The 18,547-nt window shown below is 68.7% G+C and carries 15 protein-coding genes; 5 read left to right on the forward strand and 10 right to left on the reverse strand.

The annotated features are described in order from the left end of the window. Positions 1 to 66 precede the first annotated feature (66 nt). Together ACDP63_RS11415 and ACDP63_RS11420 are read left to right on the forward strand one after the other, a co-directional pair. Entirely contained in the window at positions 67 to 972 is a 906-nt protein-coding gene (locus ACDP63_RS11415; protein WP_024844129.1) for a rhodanese-related sulfurtransferase, read from the forward strand. Positions 973 to 1,190: 218 nt separating this feature from the next. Beyond that, positions 1,191 to 1,790 (forward strand): outer membrane protein, encoded by a 600-nt coding sequence (locus ACDP63_RS11420; protein ID WP_024844128.1) that lies wholly within the window; start codon positions 1,191 to 1,193, stop codon positions 1,788 to 1,790. A 57-nt stretch (positions 1,791 to 1,847) separates the two neighbouring features. On the opposite strand, the gene ACDP63_RS11425 is transcribed toward ACDP63_RS11420, so the two are convergent. The 4 genes from ACDP63_RS11425 to ACDP63_RS11440 form a co-directional block, all read right to left on the reverse strand. Beyond that, positions 1,848 to 4,130, reverse strand: coding sequence for an NADP-dependent malic enzyme (locus ACDP63_RS11425; RefSeq protein WP_024844127.1), 2,283 nt, complete (start codon positions 4,128 to 4,130; stop codon positions 1,848 to 1,850). A gap of 85 nt (positions 4,131 to 4,215) precedes the next feature. Continuing rightward, positions 4,216 to 5,586 carry an oligosaccharide flippase family protein gene (locus tag ACDP63_RS11430; RefSeq protein ID WP_024844126.1) on the reverse strand — a complete coding sequence of 457 codons (1,371 nt, stop codon included), beginning with the start codon at positions 5,584 to 5,586 and terminating at the stop codon, positions 4,216 to 4,218. Continuing rightward, a complete protein-coding gene (locus tag ACDP63_RS11435) occupies positions 5,586 to 7,070 on the reverse strand; it encodes a GumC family protein (RefSeq protein WP_409928079.1) in 1,485 nt (494 codons plus the stop codon). Before ACDP63_RS11435 ends, ACDP63_RS11430 begins: the two co-directional genes overlap by 1 nt. Before the next feature lie 43 nt (positions 7,071 to 7,113). Continuing rightward, positions 7,114 to 7,818, reverse strand: coding sequence for a chromosome partitioning protein (locus ACDP63_RS11440; protein ID WP_024844124.1), 705 nt, complete (start codon positions 7,816 to 7,818; stop codon positions 7,114 to 7,116). A 304-nt stretch (positions 7,819 to 8,122) separates the two neighbouring features. On the opposite strand from ACDP63_RS11440, the gene ACDP63_RS11445 reads away from it, so the two are divergent. Beyond that, positions 8,123 to 8,950 carry a glycosyltransferase gene (locus ACDP63_RS11445; RefSeq protein ID WP_024844123.1) on the forward strand — a complete coding sequence of 276 codons (828 nt, stop codon included), beginning with the start codon at positions 8,123 to 8,125 and terminating at the stop codon, positions 8,948 to 8,950. Here the strand turns inward: ACDP63_RS11445 and ACDP63_RS11450 are convergent. After that, the gene (locus ACDP63_RS11450; protein ID WP_231486677.1) at positions 8,947 to 9,705 is read right to left on the reverse strand and encodes a hypothetical protein; all 759 of its coding nucleotides are present in this window, start codon (positions 9,703 to 9,705) and stop codon (positions 8,947 to 8,949) included. The genes ACDP63_RS11445 and ACDP63_RS11450 overlap by 4 nt on opposite strands. Positions 9,706 to 10,023: 318 nt before the next feature. On the opposite strand from ACDP63_RS11450, the gene ACDP63_RS11455 reads away from it, so the two are divergent. Continuing rightward, positions 10,024 to 10,722, forward strand: coding sequence for a sugar transferase (locus tag ACDP63_RS11455; RefSeq protein WP_024844121.1), 699 nt, complete (start codon positions 10,024 to 10,026; stop codon positions 10,720 to 10,722). Here the strand turns inward: ACDP63_RS11455 and ACDP63_RS11460 are convergent. Together ACDP63_RS11460 and ACDP63_RS11465 are read right to left on the reverse strand one after the other, a co-directional pair. After that, positions 10,716 to 10,883: a hypothetical protein gene (locus tag ACDP63_RS11460; RefSeq protein WP_231486675.1), complete on the reverse strand. Its 168-nt coding sequence runs from the start codon at positions 10,881 to 10,883 to the stop codon at positions 10,716 to 10,718. The genes ACDP63_RS11455 and ACDP63_RS11460 overlap by 7 nt on opposite strands. A gap of 68 nt (positions 10,884 to 10,951) precedes the next feature. Continuing rightward, complete coding sequence (locus ACDP63_RS11465) at positions 10,952 to 11,215, reverse strand: hypothetical protein (RefSeq protein WP_167521756.1); 264 nt, start codon at positions 11,213 to 11,215, stop codon at positions 10,952 to 10,954. On the opposite strand from ACDP63_RS11465, the gene ACDP63_RS11470 reads away from it, so the two are divergent. Further along, on the forward strand, positions 11,117 to 12,322 hold the full coding sequence (locus ACDP63_RS11470; protein ID WP_024844119.1) for a glycosyltransferase: 1,206 nt from the start codon (positions 11,117 to 11,119) through the stop codon (positions 12,320 to 12,322). The genes ACDP63_RS11465 and ACDP63_RS11470 overlap by 99 nt on opposite strands. On the opposite strand, the gene ACDP63_RS11475 is transcribed toward ACDP63_RS11470, so the two are convergent. From ACDP63_RS11475 to ACDP63_RS11485, 3 genes are read right to left on the reverse strand one after another with little or no spacing between them, the layout of a single operon-like run. Continuing rightward, positions 12,303 to 12,926 carry a 4'-phosphopantetheinyl transferase gene (locus ACDP63_RS11475; RefSeq protein ID WP_024844118.1) on the reverse strand — a complete coding sequence of 208 codons (624 nt, stop codon included), beginning with the start codon at positions 12,924 to 12,926 and terminating at the stop codon, positions 12,303 to 12,305. The two genes, ACDP63_RS11470 and ACDP63_RS11475, sit on opposite strands and share 20 nt — an antisense overlap. After that, on the reverse strand, positions 12,923 to 17,557 hold the full coding sequence (locus ACDP63_RS11480; RefSeq protein WP_409928080.1) for a MupA/Atu3671 family FMN-dependent luciferase-like monooxygenase: 4,635 nt from the start codon (positions 17,555 to 17,557) through the stop codon (positions 12,923 to 12,925). Before ACDP63_RS11480 ends, ACDP63_RS11475 begins: the two co-directional genes overlap by 4 nt. Next, on the reverse strand, positions 17,554 to 18,546 hold the full coding sequence (locus tag ACDP63_RS11485) for a glycosyltransferase family 2 protein (protein WP_024844116.1): 993 nt from the start codon (positions 18,544 to 18,546) through the stop codon (positions 17,554 to 17,556). Before ACDP63_RS11485 ends, ACDP63_RS11480 begins: the two co-directional genes overlap by 4 nt. Between the last annotated feature and the right edge of the window lies 1 nt (position 18,547).

Raw genomic sequence — 18,547 nt, forward strand, 5'->3', positions numbered from 1 at the left:
GCGCAGGCGGCGGGGGCGTCAATGCGGCAACTTGATTGCACATCCTTGCGGCGCTATGGCCAGCCCATGCTGATCGTCGCCGCGCTTTACCATTTCACCCGCTTTCCGGACCCCCAGGCGCTGAAGCCGCCGCTGGCCAAATGCGCCTGCACGAACGGGGTCAGGGGCACCTTGCTGCTGGCGCCCGAGGGGATCAACGGCACCATCGCCGGCACCCGCGAAGGCATCGACGCGGTGCTGGCGCATATCCGCGCCCTGCCCGGCTGCGCGGGGCTGGAATGGAAGGAAAGCACCGCCGAGGCCATGCCCTTCGGCCGCATGAAGGTCCGCCTGAAGCGCGAGATCGTCACCATGGGCCAGCCCGAGGTGGACCCCACCGCCGCGGTCGGGCGCTATGTCGCGCCGCAGGACTGGAATGCGCTGATCAGCGCCCCCGACGTGGCGGTGATCGACACCCGCAACGATTACGAGGTCGAGATCGGCTCCTTCGCCGGCGCCGTCGATCCCGGCACCCGCAGCTTCCGCGACTTTCCCGCCTGGTGGCGCGAGAATGCGCATCGCTTCCACAACAAGCGCATCGCCATGTTCTGCACCGGCGGCATCCGCTGCGAGAAATCCACCAATTTCCTGCTGGGCGAGGGCGTGGCAGAGGTCTTTCACCTCAAGGGCGGCATCCTGAAATACCTGGAGGAGGTGCCCGAGGAGGAAAGCCTGTGGCGCGGCGAATGCTTCGTCTTCGACAAGCGGGTGAGCCTGGGCCACGGGCTGCGGCAGGGCCGCTACGACCTGTGCCACGCCTGCCGCCGCCCGCTGGCGCCCGAGGACCGCACCCGCCCGGAATATGAGCCCGGCGTCTGCTGCCATCGCTGCGTGGGCGAATATAGCGAGGCCGACCGCGCCCGTTTCCGGGAACGCCAGCGCCAGGCCGAGCGCGGCGAATGCTTTGGGCAGATCGACGAAACCGGAAGCTGAAACTCGTTCATTATCAATTTGTTAGACAAAATCTCTGACCGCGCATCACGCCCAATCACGCCGGCTTGAGCGCGAAGCCCCTGTATCGGCAGGCTTTTTTCATCGCCTTTCATCTCTGCGGCTAACGGGCCGTCACTTGTCCGTGCCACGACCCCGCCAAGCCTTCCAATCCCGGCCCCGGGTGGTAGGCAGACGGTCCGAGTTAAATGGAGAACACCATGAAGAAAGTCGGATACGCAGCTTTGGTTTCGCTGATCGCCGGTGGCGCCTATGCGGGTGGCTATGTCGCCCCCGTGGTCGAGCAGCCGGTCGTGGCACCGGCGCCCGTGACGACCGTTTCGGACAGCGACTGGACGGGCTTCTATGCCGGTCTGCAATACGGCAAGGGCAGCGGCGACCTGAGCAATCGCGGCGCGCTGGCCGATTTCGGCGATTACGACGGCTATGGCCTGCATGCGGGCTATCAGCACGACCTGGGCCGCTTCGTGCTGGGCGGCGAACTGGACTACAACAAGATCTCGCCCGACGAGAACTATGACGACGGCGACCTGACCCGGCTGCGGCTGCGTGCCGGTGCCGACATGGGCCGCTTCCTGCCCTATGTCACGCTGGGCGCGGCCAGGATCTCGGTCGATGATTTCTCGGAAACCGGGCTGACCTATGGTCTCGGCGCCGATTTCAAGGTCACCGAGCGCTTCACCGTCGGCGCGGAATACAGCCGCAGCGACTTCAAGGACGTGCTGGAGGACGAAACCGGCATCAGCGGCCGCGACCTGGACACCGATCTGGTGCAGCTGCGCGCCTCGTATCGGTTCTGATCCCGACGCAACAGGCAAGGCGCCCCCGATCCGGGGGCGCCTTTGGTTTGGGGCGGGTTACTTCACCTGTCCCAGCCGCCCCGCGGCGATGGCGGCCATGTTCAGGATGTCGTTCACCGTCGAACCGGTCGAGCAGATCTGGATCGGCTGCGGCACCCCGGTCAGGATCGGCCCGATCACCGTCGCCCCGGCCATTTCCTGCAAGAGCTTCACCGAGATCGAGGCCGAGTGCCGCGCCGGCACCACCAGCACATTGGCCGGCCCCTTGAGCCGCGAGAACGGGTATTTCGCCGCCTGCGACGGGTTCAACGCCACGTCCACGGTCATCTCGCCCTCATATTCGAAATCGACGCGGCGGGCGTCCAGCACCTCGGTCGCATGGGCCATCTTCACCGCGCGCTCGCTGATCGGGTAGCCGAAGTTCGAAAACGACAGAAAGGCCACGCGCGGCTCCAGCCCCAGGCCGCGCGCGACATGGGCGCCGCGGGTGGCGATGTCGGCCAGATCCTCGGCCTCGGGCCATTCATGGACCAGCGTGTCGCCCATCAGGATCACCCGGCCATTGTGCAGGACCGCGGTGATGCCCACCGCGCCGTCGGCCGGGGTCACGTCGAAGACCGTGCCGATCTGGGCCAGCACATGCGCGTTCTTGCGCGTGGCCCCCGTCACCAACCCGTCGCCATGGCCATGCGCCAGCATCAGCGAGGCAAAGACATGGCGGTCGCGATTGGCCAGCTTGACCGCGTCCTCGCGGTCATGGCCCTTGCGCTGCAGGCGGGCATAAAGCGTCTCGTGATATTGCTCGAGATGGCGGGAATTGCCGGCATTGACCACGGTGATCTCGCGCGCGGCGTCGCCCAGGCCGGCGGCCTCCAGCTTTTCACGCACGTCGCTTTCCCGGCCGACGACGATGGACTGGCCCATGCCGCCGCGCTGCCAGGCCACGGCGGCGCGCAGCACCCGCAGGTCGTCCCCCTCGGCAAAGATCATCCGGGCCTGGGCCTGGCGGGCGCGGGCATGGATGCCCTGCAGGATCGCCGCGGTCGGGTCCATGCGCGCCTTGAGCGACTGGACATAGCCCTCCATGTCGATGATCGGGCGGCGGGCGACGCCGGTATCCATCCCCGCGCGCGCCACCGCCGGCGGCACGACATGGATCAGCCGCGGGTCGAAGGGCGTCGGGATGATGTAGTCGCGGCCGAATTGCAGCTTGCGGCCGTAGGCGACGGCGACCTCGTCCGGCACGTCCTCGCGCGCCAGTTCCGCCAGCGCGCGGGCGCAGGCGATCTTCATCTCGTCATTGATGGCGCGGGCATGGATGTCCAGCGCGCCGCGGAACAGATAGGGAAAGCCCAGGACGTTGTTGACCTGGTTCGGATAGTCCGAGCGGCCGGTGGCGACGATGGCGTCGGGGCGGACGGCATGCGCCTCCTCGGGGGTGATCTCGGGATCGGGGTTGGCCATGGCGAAGATGACCGGGTTCTCGGCCATGGACAGCACCATGTCCTGCGTCACCGCTCCCTTGGCCGAGACGCCCAGGAACACGTCGGCGCCCTGCATCGCCTCGTCCAGCGTGCGCGCCTCGGTCACGACGGCATGGGCGGATTTCCACTGGTTCATGCCTTCGGTGCGGCCCTGCCAGATCACGCCCTTGGTGTCGCACATGATACAGTTCTCATGCCGCGCGCCCATGGATTTCAGCAGCTCCAGGCAGGCGATGCCGGCGGCGCCGGCGCCGTTCAGCACGATCTTCACGTCCTCGATCTTCTTGCCCGACAGTTCCAGCGCGTTGATCAGCCCCGCCGCGCAGATCACCGCCGTGCCGTGCTGGTCGTCATGGAAGACCGGGATGTCCATGACCTCTTTCAGCCGCTGCTCGATGATGAAGCATTCCGGCGCCTTGATGTCCTCGAGGTTGATGCCGCCGAAGGTCGGGCCCATCAGCCGCACCGCATTGATGATCTCGTCCGGATCCTCGGTATCCAGCTCGATGTCGATCGCGTTCACATCGGCGAAACGCTTGAACAGGACCGCCTTGCCCTCCATCACCGGCTTCGAGGCCAGCGCGCCCAGGTTCCCCAGCCCCAGGATGGCGGTGCCGTTCGAGATCACCGCGACCATGTTGCCCTTGACGGTATAGTCATAGGCGGTCTCGGGCCGCTCGGCGATGGCCTCGACCGGGACCGCCACGCCGGGGGAATAGGCCAGCGACAGGTCGCGCTGCGTCGCCATCGGGGTCGAGGCCACGATGTCGTATTTGCCCGGACGGGGTTCCAGGTGATAGGCCAGAGCCTCTTCCCGCGTGATGCGGGACTTGCGCGGGGTGTTGTCGTCGCTCATCCGGTGCCTCCTCCTCGTGACGTTCCGGCAGCAATAGCGCCAGGCCACGCGGAACCGGAAGGGGTAAAATGCCGGCCGGCACGCCTCAGGGGGACATCGCGGCCAGCACTGCATCGCGATGGCCGCTCAGCGCCGTCGCCGCCGCGACAAGGGCGAGTGCGGCGGCGATCAGGTCGTGGCGCGGATCCCAGCAACCATGCCGCCGCGCCAGCCAGACCGTCGCCGGATAGCACAACAGCTGCGCCAGCGCCTGCCCGATCAACAGCCCCGGCAGGCCGTAAAGCACCGCCCCCCCCGCGACCAGCGCGAAATAGATCGCCGCGCGGGTGGATTGCACGACGAAGAAGCCGCGTGAATCCCCGGCCGCCAGCGCCGCCGATTCATAGCTCAGCGGGATGACCTGCAGCATCTGGATGCAGGCGATGGCGACCAGGATGCCCCCCGCCGCGGCATAGCGCGGGTCATAGAGCAGCTCGACCAGGGGCGGGCCGGCCCAGGCCAGCGCCACCGCCACCGCCAGCAGCAGCGCCGTCAGCCCGGCGCGGGTACGGGCCAGGATGCGGGCGTTCTCGGCGCTTTCGGCCGGCGGATGCTGGCGATACATCGGGATGAACAGCCGCCCGGCGATCGACGACCCCAGCATGGCCGGCACCGTGGCCAGGAACAGGCCGATATTGTAGATGCCCAGCTGGTTCAGCGTCAGCACCCGCCCCAGGATGATCCGGTCGCCCTGAAACAGCAGGAAGCCGCAGATAGTGCTGAAAAAGATCCACTTGCCGAATTTCATCACCTCGGCGCGGGCCTCGGGCTCCATCCGCAGCCGGTTGCGGTGTCCGGGCAGGAACAGCCGGAACATCAGCAGCTGGACCAGCGCGCCCAGCACATTGCCCCAGACCAGCGCCCAGACCGATTGCAGGATCAGCGCCGCGGCGACGGTCAGCAGGATGCCGATCAGCTGGTTGCACAGCTCGATCACCGTCAGCCGGCCCAGCTGCAAATGGCGCGCGGCCGTGTCGATGCGGGTCGGAAGGAGGCCGCCGACGATCATCGAGCAGGCCGCAGCCGGAAACACCCAGCCGAACAGCGGCGCGTCGTAAAAGACCGCCAACGGCCAGGCCATGACCATGGCCGCGCCGAAGATCAGGAAGCCCCGGATGATCTTCAGCGTCCAGATCGTGTCGAGGAAATCCGGCTCGTCGCCGCGCTTGCTCTGCATGATCGAGGGGCCGAAGCCCATGTCGCTGAACATGGTCAGGCCGATCAGGAAACTGGTGACCAGCGCCATCAGGCCGAAATCGTCGGGGCTGAGGATGCGGGTCAGGATCAGGTTCGAGCCCAGGCGCATGATCTGGCCCAGGCCGAAATTGGCCATGGACCAGGCCCCGCTGCCCAGGGCCCGCGAGGCGAAGCTGCGGCCCGGCGCGGCGGCGGTTTCGCTTCCGCCCTGCCCGCTCATCAGCCCATCCCGTCGGTCGGCATCGGCACGACGCCGGGCGAAGGCAGGCCGGGCACCTTGCCGATCATCCATAGCGCGACCAGGACGCCCAGCACCAGAAGCAGGACCATATAGATGTTGCGCAGCCGGCGCCGGCGCAGGTCGGCCGCCGTCTGCCGATAGGGCAAGGAAATCACCGGCCGGGTTCCGGTGGCACGGGCGAATTGCTCGCTGCGCCGCAAGACCGGGTTCAGCAACTCCAGGACAAAGGCCGCGGCCAGCGCCAGCCCGACGCTGACCCCTGCCCCCATCACCGCGCTTTTCTTGCGGTTCGACATGGCGGGATATTCCGGCGGCAAGGCACGCTCCAGCAGCACGAAACGCTCGGCCTGGTCGTTTTGCATCAGCATCTGCTGGGTTTCGACCTGGGCCAGCTGGCGCGAGATCTCGTTATAGCGGTCCTGCAACCGGCGCTGCTGGCGGGTCATCGCCTCAAGCTCGCGGCTGACCTCGGGGGCGCGGGCGCGGGCCCGGTCGATCTCGGTGCGGCGCAACGCGATCCCGGCCTTCTGTTCGTTCAGCCTGGCCAGCTGGGCCTCGATCAGCTCGGCCTGGCGGCGAACCACGTCCGGTCCGCCGCTGCCGGTGCCGCTGTTGAGCAGCTTCAGGTTTTCCTCCAGCCGCCGGATCTCGGGATGGTCGGGCGCCAGCGTCCGGCGCGCCTGCGCCAGTTCGATCTCGGCGGTACGGATCTGCTGCACCAGCGAGGCCGAGGGCCGGGCCTCGGCCGCAAGCCCCCCCGCCTCCAGCGACAACCGCTCGCGCTGCAAGGTCATGATGTCGCGGTCCAGCGCCGTCTCGGTCTCGGTCAGCTGGGCCAGCTGGGTCTGCAGGAATTCCTGCGAACTGGGCAGCGCATCCTCGTTGCGGGCGCTGAACTCGATCAGCTTGCGCTCCTGTTCGGACAACTGCTCGTTCAGACGGCTTTCCTCGCTGCGCAGGTATTCCTGCGCCTCCAGGATGCGGGCCTGGCGGTTCTCGCGGTCGCGGTTGACCACGCTGTTGGCGAAGTCATTGGCGATGGCGGCCGCGGTCGTCGGCGTCTCGGCCTGGGCGGTGATGACGATGGCGGCCAGCGACATGCGGGAATCGACCGAAACGCCGGGGGCGGCGATGCTTTCGATCCGGGTCGAGTTGCGCAGCGCCACCAGCTTTTCCGACTCGCTCAACGGGGTGCCGGCGAACAGCCCCAGCCGCTCGATCACCTCGCGCAGGTTGGCGCGCGCCATCAGGCGCTGTTCGATCAGCTGCACCCGGCGCGAGGCAGGCAGCGAACTGTCGCTGCCCTGGTCGATGGCGGCCGGCATGTCCAGCTGGATCACCGCCGAGGCCTCGTAGACGCGGGGCGAGGAAACGATCAGGTAGAACGAGGTCAGCACGCCCAGGACCACGATCGTCAGCACCAGCGGCAAGCGCCGCCAGATCATCGAGATCAGATCCTGCAAGGATTGAATCGGTCCCAAATCTTGAACCCTGTCTATTCGTTGTTCAGTCTTCCGACTTGTTCAGGACCACGCCCATCACCGGCGGCATGCCGACCAGCAGCCTTTCGCATTCCGCCATGTCCGAGGCGGTGCCGCGGCGCCCGTCGGCGACCAGCAGCAGCGCATCGGCCAGCGGCAGGGCGGCCAGCGCCGCATCCTCGCCCAAAAGGGCGGCGGTGTCGATGACCGCGATCCGGGCGGGGTGGCGGTCGTGCAGCCGCCGCATGGCCTGGGCCAGCGCCTCGTCCTGCAAAAGCTCGGCCGCGTCCGGCTCGGCCCGGTCCGGGGCCAGGACCGACAGGTTCGGCGCCTCGTCCACGCGCGAGACCAGCGCGTCCAGATCGCCGCCCCCGGCCAGCGCGGCCGAAACCGCGCTGCAGCCCGGAATGCCCAGCTGGCCGGCCACGCTGGGGCTGCCCAGATCCAGGTCGATCAGCGTCACCTGCGTATGCGGCTGGCGGGCCAGCGCCAGGGCCAGGTTCACCGCGACGAAGGTGCCGCCAGCACCCTGCGTCACCGGCACCACGGCAAGCTTGCTCCAGCCGCGGCTGCGCATCTCGCGCAGGATGCGGGTGCGCAACAGCGAAAACCGCTGCGCGCTGATCTTGGCATGTTTCGCGTCCATGGCGGTCAGGGCCGCCTCGCGCCGGATGAACTTGCTGGAGACATGGCCCTGCGCCGCATCGCGCGCAGCCTGCCCAACCGGCATCCTGTCCGGGTCGTTCCCTTTCGCGGGCGTCAAACCTGTTGCCCCTCTGCCTCTGGTGAAACGGCGCCGTCCCAAGGCCGGCGGCCTGCCGGTGACTTTCCCGGCAGCGGCATGGTAGCGTCGGGGCCATGAATGCGACAACCCAAAACCGGCCCGATCCCGACAATGCCCGGCATTTCCCGGCGTCGCGCGGCCATTTGCCCCTGTTGCCGCCGGCCGTCGGCCCCGGCGCGCAATTCGCGGCCCCCGATTGCCGGGCCGCTCGATTCGGCCGCGGCCCGTCCGAAAGCCCGGCGCCGACCCGATGACCCCCTGCACCATCATCCTGCCCGCCCATGACGAGGCCGCCTATATCGACGCCTGCCTCGATCATGTCCTGGGCCAGGACCATGGCGGCCCGGTCGAGCTGATCCTGGTCGCCAACGGCTGCCGCGATGACACCGCCGCGCGCGCCCGCGCCCATGTGTCGGCCTTTGCCGCGCGCGGCTGGCGGCTGCGGGTCGAGGAACTGGCGCAGGGCGGCAAGATCGGCGCGCTGAACCACGGCGACGGCTGCGCCGGGCCGGGCGTGCGGCTGTATCTGGACGCCGACATCCGCATGGGACCGCGCCTTCTGTCGGGAATCATGCGCGTGCTGGACGCGGACGTGCCGCGCTATGCCGGCGGGCGGCTGGTGGTCGCACCGGCGCGCAGCGCCGTGTCGCGCGCCTATGCCCGGTTCTGGCAGAAGCTGCCCTTCGTGGCCCAAGGCGTCACCGGCGCGGGGCTTTTCGCGGTGAACGAAGCAGGACGCGCGCGCTGGGGGGCATTCCCGCAGGTCATCTCGGACGACACCTTCGCCCGGCTGCAATTCGCGGAAACCGAGCGTTTCCTGGTGGACGAGCCCTATGAATGGCCGCTGGCCGAGGGGTTCGGGCCGCTGGTCCGGGTCCGGCGCCGCCAGGACGCCGGCGTGGCCGAGATCGCCCGGCTGTTTCCCGACCTGCCCCCGCGCCAGGGCCATGTCCGCCCCGGCAGGGCGGAACTCGCCCGGCTGGCCGCCGCCGATCCGCCGGGTTTCGCCGCCTATGCCGCCGTGGCGCTGGCGGTGCGGCTGGGCCGCAACCGCCAGGAATGGGCGCGCGGCCGCTAGTCGGCGGCGAACTCCTGCACCACCTGCCAGGCAAGTTCCTGAAGCACGGCGGCCTGCTCCTTGGGCACGAGGGGATAGGGACCGCTGCCGCCGGGAATACGGTTGGTCAGCCCGACCGGGCTTTTGCCGGTCAGGGTCGCGTAATGGATCATGGCGATGTAGTAAGACCCGCCCTGCTCGGTCGGATGGATGTCGTCGCCGAAAAAGTCGCGGATCGAGGTCGCGCCAGGAACCTTGCCCGCTTCGGCGGCATCGTGCAGCCGCACCATGCCCAGCCCCACCGGAACCAGCCGCATCGGCTCGGCCCCCTCGGGCAGGTCGAGGTTCACGTGATCGGCGATCGACTGCCATTGCGGCAGGTCCGCCAGGATGCGGTCGCGCCACGGCCGTGTCGAATCCGGGTCGATATAATCCCAGGTCTGGTAGAGATAGGGCTTGACCCCGGGATTGGACTGCCGCGCCAGTTCGACCCATTTCGCGGCATAGCCAAGGCTGTCGTGATATTCCATCGCCGGGGCCAGCGGCACGCGCTCGGTAATGACCAGGGCGTCCACGGCATGGTCGGGCAGCCATTCGCGCCCGTTCACCCCCTGCGCGTGATGCGCCTCCTTCCACTGCCATTCGAGCGGGGCGCCGTTGAGGATCTGCATTTCCACCGGCTCTTCCAGCAGGCCCTGCATCATGCCCGGCAGCGTCGTGCCGACCAGGCTGTGGCCGATGTAGAAAGCCGAGACGCTTTCAATTAAAAATTGCATCACACCCGCCATATCAACAACCTTCGATTGCGAATTGCCTTTGCCCAGCATCGCATTCCGGCATGGCGAAATCCACTCAATTCAACCGATAGTTGCCAATATAAAGCCGCAACAACCGGAATGCCGCCCGTTCAGTAAAATCCTCGGGTTTTGCTCAATATGATTACCCAGGGAAGAGGCGGCCCCTCCCGATCAAAAATCATTTGCAACCAATTGTTTTTAAACGAACCTATACTTTTCGGCAGTGTCCAAATTCGTTCTAGTTTTATTCAAACGCACAGCTATACTGCGAGTGTAGTGATGAGGGCGGGTTTTGAAATGCGGCACACCACGGATTTCGATATCGAGACAATCGACCCGGTGCTGCAAACGGCCGCAAACGGAAACACCAATCAACCCCTGGGGGCCCGCTCCCTTTACTCGCGCTTTATCAAGCGGCCGCTGGACATTACCGCCGTGCTTCTGGCGGTGCCGATTGTAGTGCCGGTGGTTCTGATCCTGGCGCTGGTGATCCTGTGGCATGGCGAGAAGCCTTTCTACACCCAGTTGCGGGTCGGCCGGTCCGGCCGCAGCTTCCGGTTGTGGAAGCTGCGCACCATGGTCGAGGATGCAGATCGGCGGCTGGCGGAATACCTGGCCGCCAATCCCGAGGCCAGGGCGGAATGGGATCTGACGCAGAAGCTGAAGAACGATCCGCGCATCACCTCGACTGGCCGCTTCTTGCGCAAGACTTCTCTGGACGAGTTGCCGCAGCTGTGGAACGTGCTGCGCGGCGACATGAGCATCGTCGGCCCGCGGCCGATGATGATCGAACAGGCACCGCTTTATCCGGGGGCGGATTACTATCATCTGCGGCCGGGTGTCACCGGGCTGTGGCAGATCTCGGACCGCAATGACAGCACCTTCGCCGCCCGCGCGACTTTCGACGCGCGCTATGCAGCCGAGTTGAGCTTCAGCAGCGATGTCGCCATCATCGCCAGGACCGTGGGCGTGGTGCTGCGCTGCACCGGCTATTGAACGGTGCGGCCGCGTTCGGCCTGCATCTCGTGCCGCTCGACGCACCTGAAACGCCGCCAGGCGATGAAAAGGATAGCGGCCGTTCCGCTGACGATATAGATCAGCAGCGCGGCCCAGAACGGCAGATCGAAGGCGGCAAACCCGATCAGCGCGCTGGCCAAGGCAATTGCGACACCAAGGGTCAGGATGCCAGTCAGAGGTTTTCTCCTCAAATGTACAAATCCTCGGGTCAATAGTGCCAAAGAAACCGGAAATCGCTAGACAAACTTTGGTGCGTCTTGCGGTAATACGGCATATCCGCCCATTGTTCAGCAAAAATAAGCGCCAACCAGCCGAAAACCTCGGCCAATAACGCGGCCCGAGGGCTTTTTTTCTTGGGAAAGGGATCGCCGCCTTGCGAATCGGTTATTTGATCAATACCTACCCCCGCCCCTCGCACAGCTTCATCCGGCGGGAAATCGCGGCGCTTGAGGCCCAGGGGCTTGAAATCCACCGATTCGCCATGCGGGGCGACAGCGGCGCTCTGAGCGACCCCGCCGACCTGGCCGAACATGCCCGCACCGAGCGGGTGCTGGAGGCCGGGGCCGGCCGGCTTCTGGCCGATCTCGCCGGCCGGGGCGCGGCAAATCCGGCGCAGTTCGCCGCCGCCATGCGGCTGGCGCGGCGCCGGGCACGGGCCGGGGAAAGCAGCCTTGCCCGGCAGCTGATCTATATGGCCGAAGGGGCGCGGGTGGCCGGCCGGGCACGGGAACTGGGGCTTGCGCATATCCATGCGCATTTTGGCACCAATTCGGCCAGGGTCGCCGCCTATGCGCGCCTGCTGGACGGTCCGCGCTTCAGCTTCACCGTCCACGGCCCCGAGGAGTTCGACAACATCCAGGCGCTGGACCTGGGCGGAAAGCTGGCCCTGGCCGCGTTCTGCGTCGCCGTCAGCAGCTATGGCCGCTCGCAGCTTTGCCGCTGGGCAGGGCCCGGCGACTGGGACAAGGTCCATGTCGTGCATTGCGGCCTGGACCTGGACCGCTGGACCCAGCCGCGGCCCCTGCCGCCCGGCCCGTTCCACATGGTCGCCGTCGGCCGCTTTGCCGAGCAGAAGGGCTTCGGCCTGCTGATCCGCGCCTTCGCCCTGGCCTGGCGCCGCGCCCCCGGCTTGCGCCTGTCGCTGGTCGGCGATGGCGAATTGCGCCCGCAGATCGAGGCGCTGGTCGCCGCCGAGGGCATGGGCCAGGCCGTCCGCCTGCTTGGCTGGCAGGACGAGGCGGGCGTGCGCGCCGCCATGGAGGCCGCGCATGCGCTGGTCGCGCCCAGCTTCGCCGAGGGCCTGCCGGTGGTCATCATGGAGGCCATGGCCTGCGCCCGCCCGGTGATCGCCACCTATATCGCCGGCATCCCCGAACTGGTCCGCCCCGGACAAGAGGGCTGGCTGGTCCCCGCCGGCGATGCCGAGGCCCTAGCCGAAACCATGCTGCAAGCCGCCGAAACCGACCACGCCACGCTGGAACGCATGGGCGCCGCGGCCCGCGCCCGCGTCACGGAACGCCACGATATCCGCGAATCCGCCCGGCGTCTGGCGGCGCTGTTCAGCCGCGCCACAGGCTGAGCGCCAGCCAATAGCCCGCCGCCTGCCCCCAGCGCCCGCCGATCAGCCGGTCGCCCATGCAGGCGCGGAACCGCAGCGCATCGATCACCACCGGGACCGCGCGGAAGTCCAGCATTCGACCTGTCAGCGGATATTGCGCCTTGAACATCGCCTCCTTGGCGCAAAAGGCCAGCAAGGCATCCCCGGCCCCCTTCAGGCGAAAGGGCATGATGGTCTCGGCCAGACCTTCCGGAAGGGCGCGGCCGCAAGGCTCAAGATCGACCCCGACGCTGGCCCCGCCGGGTGGGGCAGCGATGGCGATGCAGTAATCGCCGCCATGCGACAGACTGGCGCGGATGCCCGGCGGCAGGTCCGGCCGGCGGTCGGAACGCGCCGGGATGGGTCGATCCGCCGGCAGGTCATGCCCGGCCTGCCGGATCGCCGCGCGCAGCGCCATGCGCCCCAAGGCGAACTCTCGCCGCCGCTTCGGGACAGCGCGGGCGATGGCCCCCGCCTCCTCGGGCAAAAGCGGCGCCGGCTCGGCCGTCAGCGGCAGCACCGCGCAGCCATGACCCGCGGGCAGCAGGCGCCGTGCCAGCGCGTCGAGCGCCGCCGCCCCGCTCACCGCCCACCGCGCAGCTGCGCCCGCAGGGCCCGGCGCCGGGCCATGGCATCCTCGGCCGCCAGAACCGGCTCGGGCACCGCTGGCGGCGTAGGCTTGGGCGTGGGCGCAGGTGCAGGCGCGGGCACCGCCGGGGCGGCAGCCGTGCTAGCCGGCGCCAGCGAGGCGACGTGCTTCAGGAAATCCGCCATGACCGGGAAGCGGAAGATATCCGTCACCCCCAGCCGCGGCAGCGCCAGCCGGTCGCGCATGGTCCGGTGCAGCTGGATCGCCAGCAACGAATGCCCGCCGAGCGCGAAGAAGTTGTCGCGCGGGCCGATCTGCTCGACGCCCAGCACCTCGGACCACAGCGCCTGCACCGCCTGCGCCAGATCCTCGGTCGGGGCGTTGGCGGCGACAGCAGTGGTGGCCTCGACGGTCGGCGGCGCCACCGGAGCGGAGGCGACGGCACCCGGCACCGGCAGATGCTTGCGGTCGAGCTTGCGGTTCGGGGTCAGCGGCATCTTTTCCAGCCGCACGATCCGCCCCGGCACCATATGCGCCGGCAGATGCGCCAGCAGCGCCTCGCGCAGCCCCTTCTCGCACAGCTCGCCCGCGCCGGTGACATAGGCCACCAGCCGCTTGTCGCCGGGGGCATCCTCGCGCACCAGCGCCACCGCCTCGCGCACGCCGGGCTGGGCGGCCAGCTGCGCCTCGATCTCGCCCAGCTCGATGCGGAAGCCGCGCAGCTTCACCTGGTGGTCGGCCCGGCCGATATAGTCGAGGCCGCCATCCTCGCGCCAGCGCACCAGATCGCCTGTGCGATACATGCGCGCGCCCCAAGGCGCGCCGCGATCCGCGGGCACGAAGGGATCGGGCCGGAAAGCCGCCGCAGTCAGATCCTCGCGCCGCCAATAGCCGCGGGTCACACCATGGCCGCCGATCCAAAGCTCGCCCTGCGCGCCGGGAGGGACCGGCACGCCGTCCGCGTCCAGCACGTAAAGCTGGGTATTGGCGATGGGCCCGCCCAGCGTCACCTCGGCCGCATCGGTCAGGTCGGCCACCGTGGACCAGATCGTCGTCTCGGTCGGGCCATACATGTTCAGCACCCGCGCCCGCGTCGCCGCCCTGATCTCGGCCAGCAGCGAGGGTGGCAGCGCCTCGCCGCCGACCATCACGCATGTCAGCCCGGCCATCGCCGCCGCCACCTGCGGGTCCGAGACCAGGATGCGCGCCATGCTGGGCGTGCATTGCAGATGCGTCACCTTCCAGCGCCGGATCTGCGCCGCGATCGAGAAATCGCCGTCCTCGGGTTCGGCGCCATGCGGGTTCACCTCGGCCCGCAGCCGCGCCAGCAGCGGGAAGCCGGCCATGACCTGCTCGGGCGCGATGCCATAGTCGATCAGGCAGGCGATCTCGCCCACGCCGATGGCCTTCAGCTGCTCGACCCGCGCGATGCCGTCCTCGATGGAGCCGAAAAGGCCGGAATCCTCGAAATAGCGCAGGAAAGCGAATTCCAGGATGCCGTCCAGCTCTTCCTCGGAGAGCGAGCCGAGGTCGATGGCCATCGGGTTGGTCATGCCCGCCGGGCGGCGGAAGGCCGGGAAATCCCAGGCATATTGCTTGACCAGCGCCGCGGCGCTTTTCAGGTAGTTCTTCATCGGCTCGCGGGCGATCTCGCGCGCCGTCTCGCGATCCTCGGCCAGGCAGGTATGCAGCATCAGCGTGACGGTAAAGCGCGCCGGGTCATGGCCGGCCTCGCGCAGCGCCGCGTGGTAATCCTTGATCCGCGCCGCGACCGTGTCGATACTTTGCCCCAGCAGATGGGTCAGCACGTTCATGCCCAGCCGCCCGGCCTCGACCCAGGTTTCCGGGTTGCCGGCGACGGTCATCCACAGCGGCAGTTCCTTTTGCACCGGACGCGGCTGCGTCACCACGCCGAACAGGCTGCCGTCCTTGCGCGGGAACTCGACCGCCTCGCCGCGCCACAGCCGGCGCAGCTGGTCGATCCCCTGGGCCAGTGCGGTCTTGTTGTTCGGCGGCGCGTTTTCCGGGCGCAGCACGAAATCGTCCGGCTGCCAGCCCGAGGCGATGGCCAGCCCCGCCCGGCCCGAGGTCAGGTTGTCGATCACCGCCCATTCCTCGGCCACGCGGGCCGGATGATGCAGCGGCAGCACGCAGCTGCCGGCGCGCACGGCGACGTTTTTCGTCACCGCCGCCACCGCCGCGCCGGAAACCGCCGGGTTCGGATAGGGGCCGCCGAAGGCGTGGAAATGCCGCTCGGGGGTGTAGACCGCGACGAAGCCGTTCTGGTCGGCAAAGCGCGCGCCCTCCAGCAAAAGCTGGTATTTCTTCGGGCCGGGGCCGTCGTCATTGCCCCAGTAGAACAGGCTGAAATCCATGCCGCCGGATGGCTCGCGGCGCGGCTGCGCCGGCGTCGAGGAGACGGCGAGCCGCGATTCCTCGCCCGCGATCACCAGTTTCAGCCCCCGCGCCAGCGACCAGAAGATCTCCAGCACCGAGATGTCGAAGGACAGGCTCGTGACCGCCAGCCAGGCATCGCCCGGCTGGTGCGGGATCACCACATCCATGCCGGCGAAGAAGTTCGCCACGTTGCGATGCTCGACCATCACCCCCTTGGGCCGGCCGGTCGAGCCCGAGGTGTAGATCAGATAGGCCAGGTTTTCCGGCCCGGCCTGGTTGACCGGCGCCGCCACCAGACCATGCGGCAGGTCGGTCGGAATGGCCACCACCTGCGCGCCATGCGCGGGCAGCCTCTCGGCCAGACCGTCCTGGACCAACACCACCCGCGCGCCGGAATCCTCGATGTACAGCTCGATGCGGTCGGCGGGGTAGTCCGGGTCGAGCGGCACATAGGCGCCGCCCGCCTTCCAGATCGCCAGCGCGCCGATCACCAGCTCGGGCGAGCGTTTCGCGAACAGGCCCACCGGCTGGTCCGGGCCGACGCCCATCGCCACCAGCTTTTCGGCCAGCGCGTTGGCGGCGCGATCCAGCTGGCTGCGGGTCAGGCTGTGATCCTCGAAAGCCAGCGCCACCGCATCGGGGTTCTCGGCGGCCTTTTCCGCGATCAGCTCGTGAATGCAGGCCAGCCGCACATCCAGCTGCGTGGCATTGCGGCCGACCAGCAGCTCCTCGCGCTCGGCCGCGTCCATCAGGGGGATGTCGCGCAGCGCCGTGGAGCCGGGCAGCGCCAGCCCGCCGTCCAGCGCCCGGGCCAGCCGCTGCGCCTGCGCCGGCGTGACGCGGGCCGGGTCGTGGTCCAGCCATGCGCCGTCCCCGGCCAGGGTCACGGTCAGCGCCGCGCCATTGACCGGGCCGCCGGCATGCAGGCTGATCGCCAGATCCGGCGTGGCCATGTCGCGCAGCTCGGGCGCGCGGTGCAGCAGGTCGGCCATGAAGAAGCCGCGCTTCGCCTGATCGGCGATCTCTGCCGCCAGCGCCTGTCCCAGATCGGCCAGCGTGCGCTCGCCCGGCGCCTCGACCGCCAGCGGCTGCCAGTCGGCAACGATGCCCGCCGCCTCGGGCTGGCCCTGCGGCCGCAGCGCCAGGTCGAACTGGGCCTGTCCGGCCAGCCGCGCCAGCAGCGCCGCGGCCAGCGCGATGCGCTCGGGTCCGGCGCCGGGCAGTAGGGGCAGGCGCTGCGTCGCGCCCGAGCCCTCGCCCGGCAGCACCGCCGGGTTCATCCGCGTCAGCCGCGCGCGCCAGAAGCCGTCATGCTTGGCGGCCTGCGCGGCCAGATCGGCCAGCCGCGCGCGCTCCTCGGCGGCCAGCGCCGGGATCACCGTGCCGACCGGAGGCAGCTCGCCGCGAAAGACCAGCCGGATCGCCGCATCGGCGGCGGCGATGGTGGCGATATCGCCGTGAAGGGCCAGCACGGTGCCCGGCGCGGCGCTGGCCGGCTCGGTCCCGGCCGAGGCGGTGACTGCCAGCACCCGGCCATCGGCCAGCCGGACCTTGGCCTCGGCCAGCGGGTTCCAGTAGCCGCCATGATCGAGCCCGCGCACCAGCGCGCAGATGCGCCCCGCCGGCTGGGCAAAATCGATCACGCCCGCGGCCTCGGGGCGCTTGTCGCGGCCGACATAGCTGCGCTGCGACAGGTCCTGCTTCACCCGCTGCGGGCCGGCCCCTTCCAGCTGCGCCACCACCTCGGCAAAGCTTTCGGCCCCGCGGGCGAAGCAGCGGGCGTTCAGGGTCAGCGCGGTGTCGTCGGGGCGGATCTCGAACAGGGTCTGGGTGAGGATGTCGCCCTCGTCCACGCCGCCTTCGATCATGTGCCAGGTGACGCCGTGCTGCGCCTCGCCACCGATGATCGCCCAGACCGGGGCGTTCAGCCCCGCCAGCCGCGGCAGCGGCCCGTCGTGGAAGTTGATCGCGCCCAGCCGGCCGCGCGCCAGCATCTCGGGGCGCAGGATCGACAGGTTGGCGACGCTGAACAGCCAGTCGGCAGGCGGCGCATCGGGGGCCATCGGCGCGTCCTGATCCTCGACCGCAAGACCGGCGCCCTGCGCCCAGTCGCGCAGGTCGGGATTGCGCGTCACCACCGCATGGATGCGATGCCCGCGCGCCAGCAGCGTCTCGGCCGCGTGGCGCAAGAGGGATTCGTTACCCACCAGAATCGCGGAAAATTGCGTCATGGCTTACCCTTTTCAACATGAACGGGCTTTGGTTGCGGACGAAAGGCGTGACGCATCAGCTGCGCCAGATGGCCCGGCGGCCCGTCCGGCTTGCGCCCCGACAACAGGCAGCGCAGGCGGAACACCCCCGCGCCCCCCAGATGGGCGGCCGTGGCCCAAAGCGCACCCAGCCGCCCATGATGTTTCTCGAAATAGCGCCGGCGCGAGTCGTACCAGTAATCCGGCGCGCGCCGCCATTCCTTCATGCCGGTGCTGACCGAACCGATATGCAGCACCAGGCTTTCGACGACGTAATGGGTCTGCCAGCCCGCCAGCGCGGCGCGACGGCACAAGTCGGTTTCCTCGTAGTAAAGAAAGAACCCCTCGTCGAAGAGCCCGATGCGGTCCAGCACCTCCATGCGGATCATCATCGACGCCCCCGCCGACCAGTCCACCCGCCCCGAGACCAAGGGCTGGGGCAGCGAGACGACCTTGCGGCTGAGCAGGCGCGAGATCGGCCCGGTGCGGCTCATCGCCTCGAACTCGCTCAGGGCGCTGGGAAAGCGGAAGGCGGTGGTATGCGGCACGTCATCGGTGCCGCGCAAGCGCGAGCAGGCGATCCCGGCCCGCGGATGCGCAGCCAGATAGTCGACCAGCGCCCGGATCGCGCCGGGCTGCGGAATCGCGTCGGAATTCAGCAGATAGACCAGGTCGGCGCGGCGCCCGTCCGGCAGACCCTGCCGGATGCCGTGATTGTTGCCGGCGCCGAAGCCGCCGTTCCAGCCCGACTGCACCACCGCGACGCGATCCGAAGGCCAGCCGCGCACCTGCACCCCGGCCAGCATCGCCTCGTAGCTGCCATCGCCGGAATCGTTGTCCACGATGGTCAGCCCGCCGTCGATGCCCTGCATTTCGCGCAACGCGGCCTCGGCGGCCTGCAAGGACATCTCTGGCGTGCGCCAGTTCAGCACGATGACATGGACGCTGGGCGGGGTGGCGGCCTGGTCCATG

The organism is Paracoccus sp. P2 (genome assembly GCF_046335115.1).
GTDB lineage: Bacteria > Pseudomonadota > Alphaproteobacteria > Rhodobacterales > Rhodobacteraceae > Paracoccus > Paracoccus pantotrophus.

Coding starts and splice junctions, on each gene's coding strand:
- ACDP63_RS11415 (WP_024844129.1), top strand. CDS start 67: ATGCTGATCGTCGCCGCGCTTTACCATTTCACCCGCTTTCCGGACCCC.
- ACDP63_RS11420 (WP_024844128.1), top strand. CDS start 1,191: ATGAAGAAAGTCGGATACGCAGCTTTGGTTTCGCTGATCGCCGGTGGC.
- ACDP63_RS11425 (WP_024844127.1), bottom strand. CDS start 4,130: ATGAGCGACGACAACACCCCGCGCAAGTCCCGCATCACGCGGGAAGAG.
- ACDP63_RS11430 (WP_024844126.1), bottom strand. CDS start 5,586: ATGAGCGGGCAGGGCGGAAGCGAAACCGCCGCCGCGCCGGGCCGCAGC.
- ACDP63_RS11440 (WP_024844124.1), bottom strand. CDS start 7,818: ATGCCGGTTGGGCAGGCTGCGCGCGATGCGGCGCAGGGCCATGTCTCC.
- ACDP63_RS11445 (WP_024844123.1), top strand. CDS start 8,123: ATGACCCCCTGCACCATCATCCTGCCCGCCCATGACGAGGCCGCCTAT.
- ACDP63_RS11450 (WP_231486677.1), bottom strand. CDS start 9,705: ATGCAATTTTTAATTGAAAGCGTCTCGGCTTTCTACATCGGCCACAGC.
- ACDP63_RS11455 (WP_024844121.1), top strand. CDS start 10,024: ATGCGGCACACCACGGATTTCGATATCGAGACAATCGACCCGGTGCTG.
- ACDP63_RS11480 (WP_409928080.1), bottom strand. CDS start 17,557: ATGACGCAATTTTCCGCGATTCTGGTGGGTAACGAATCCCTCTTGCGC.
- ACDP63_RS11485 (WP_024844116.1), bottom strand. CDS start 18,546: ATGGACCAGGCCGCCACCCCGCCCAGCGTCCATGTCATCGTGCTGAAC.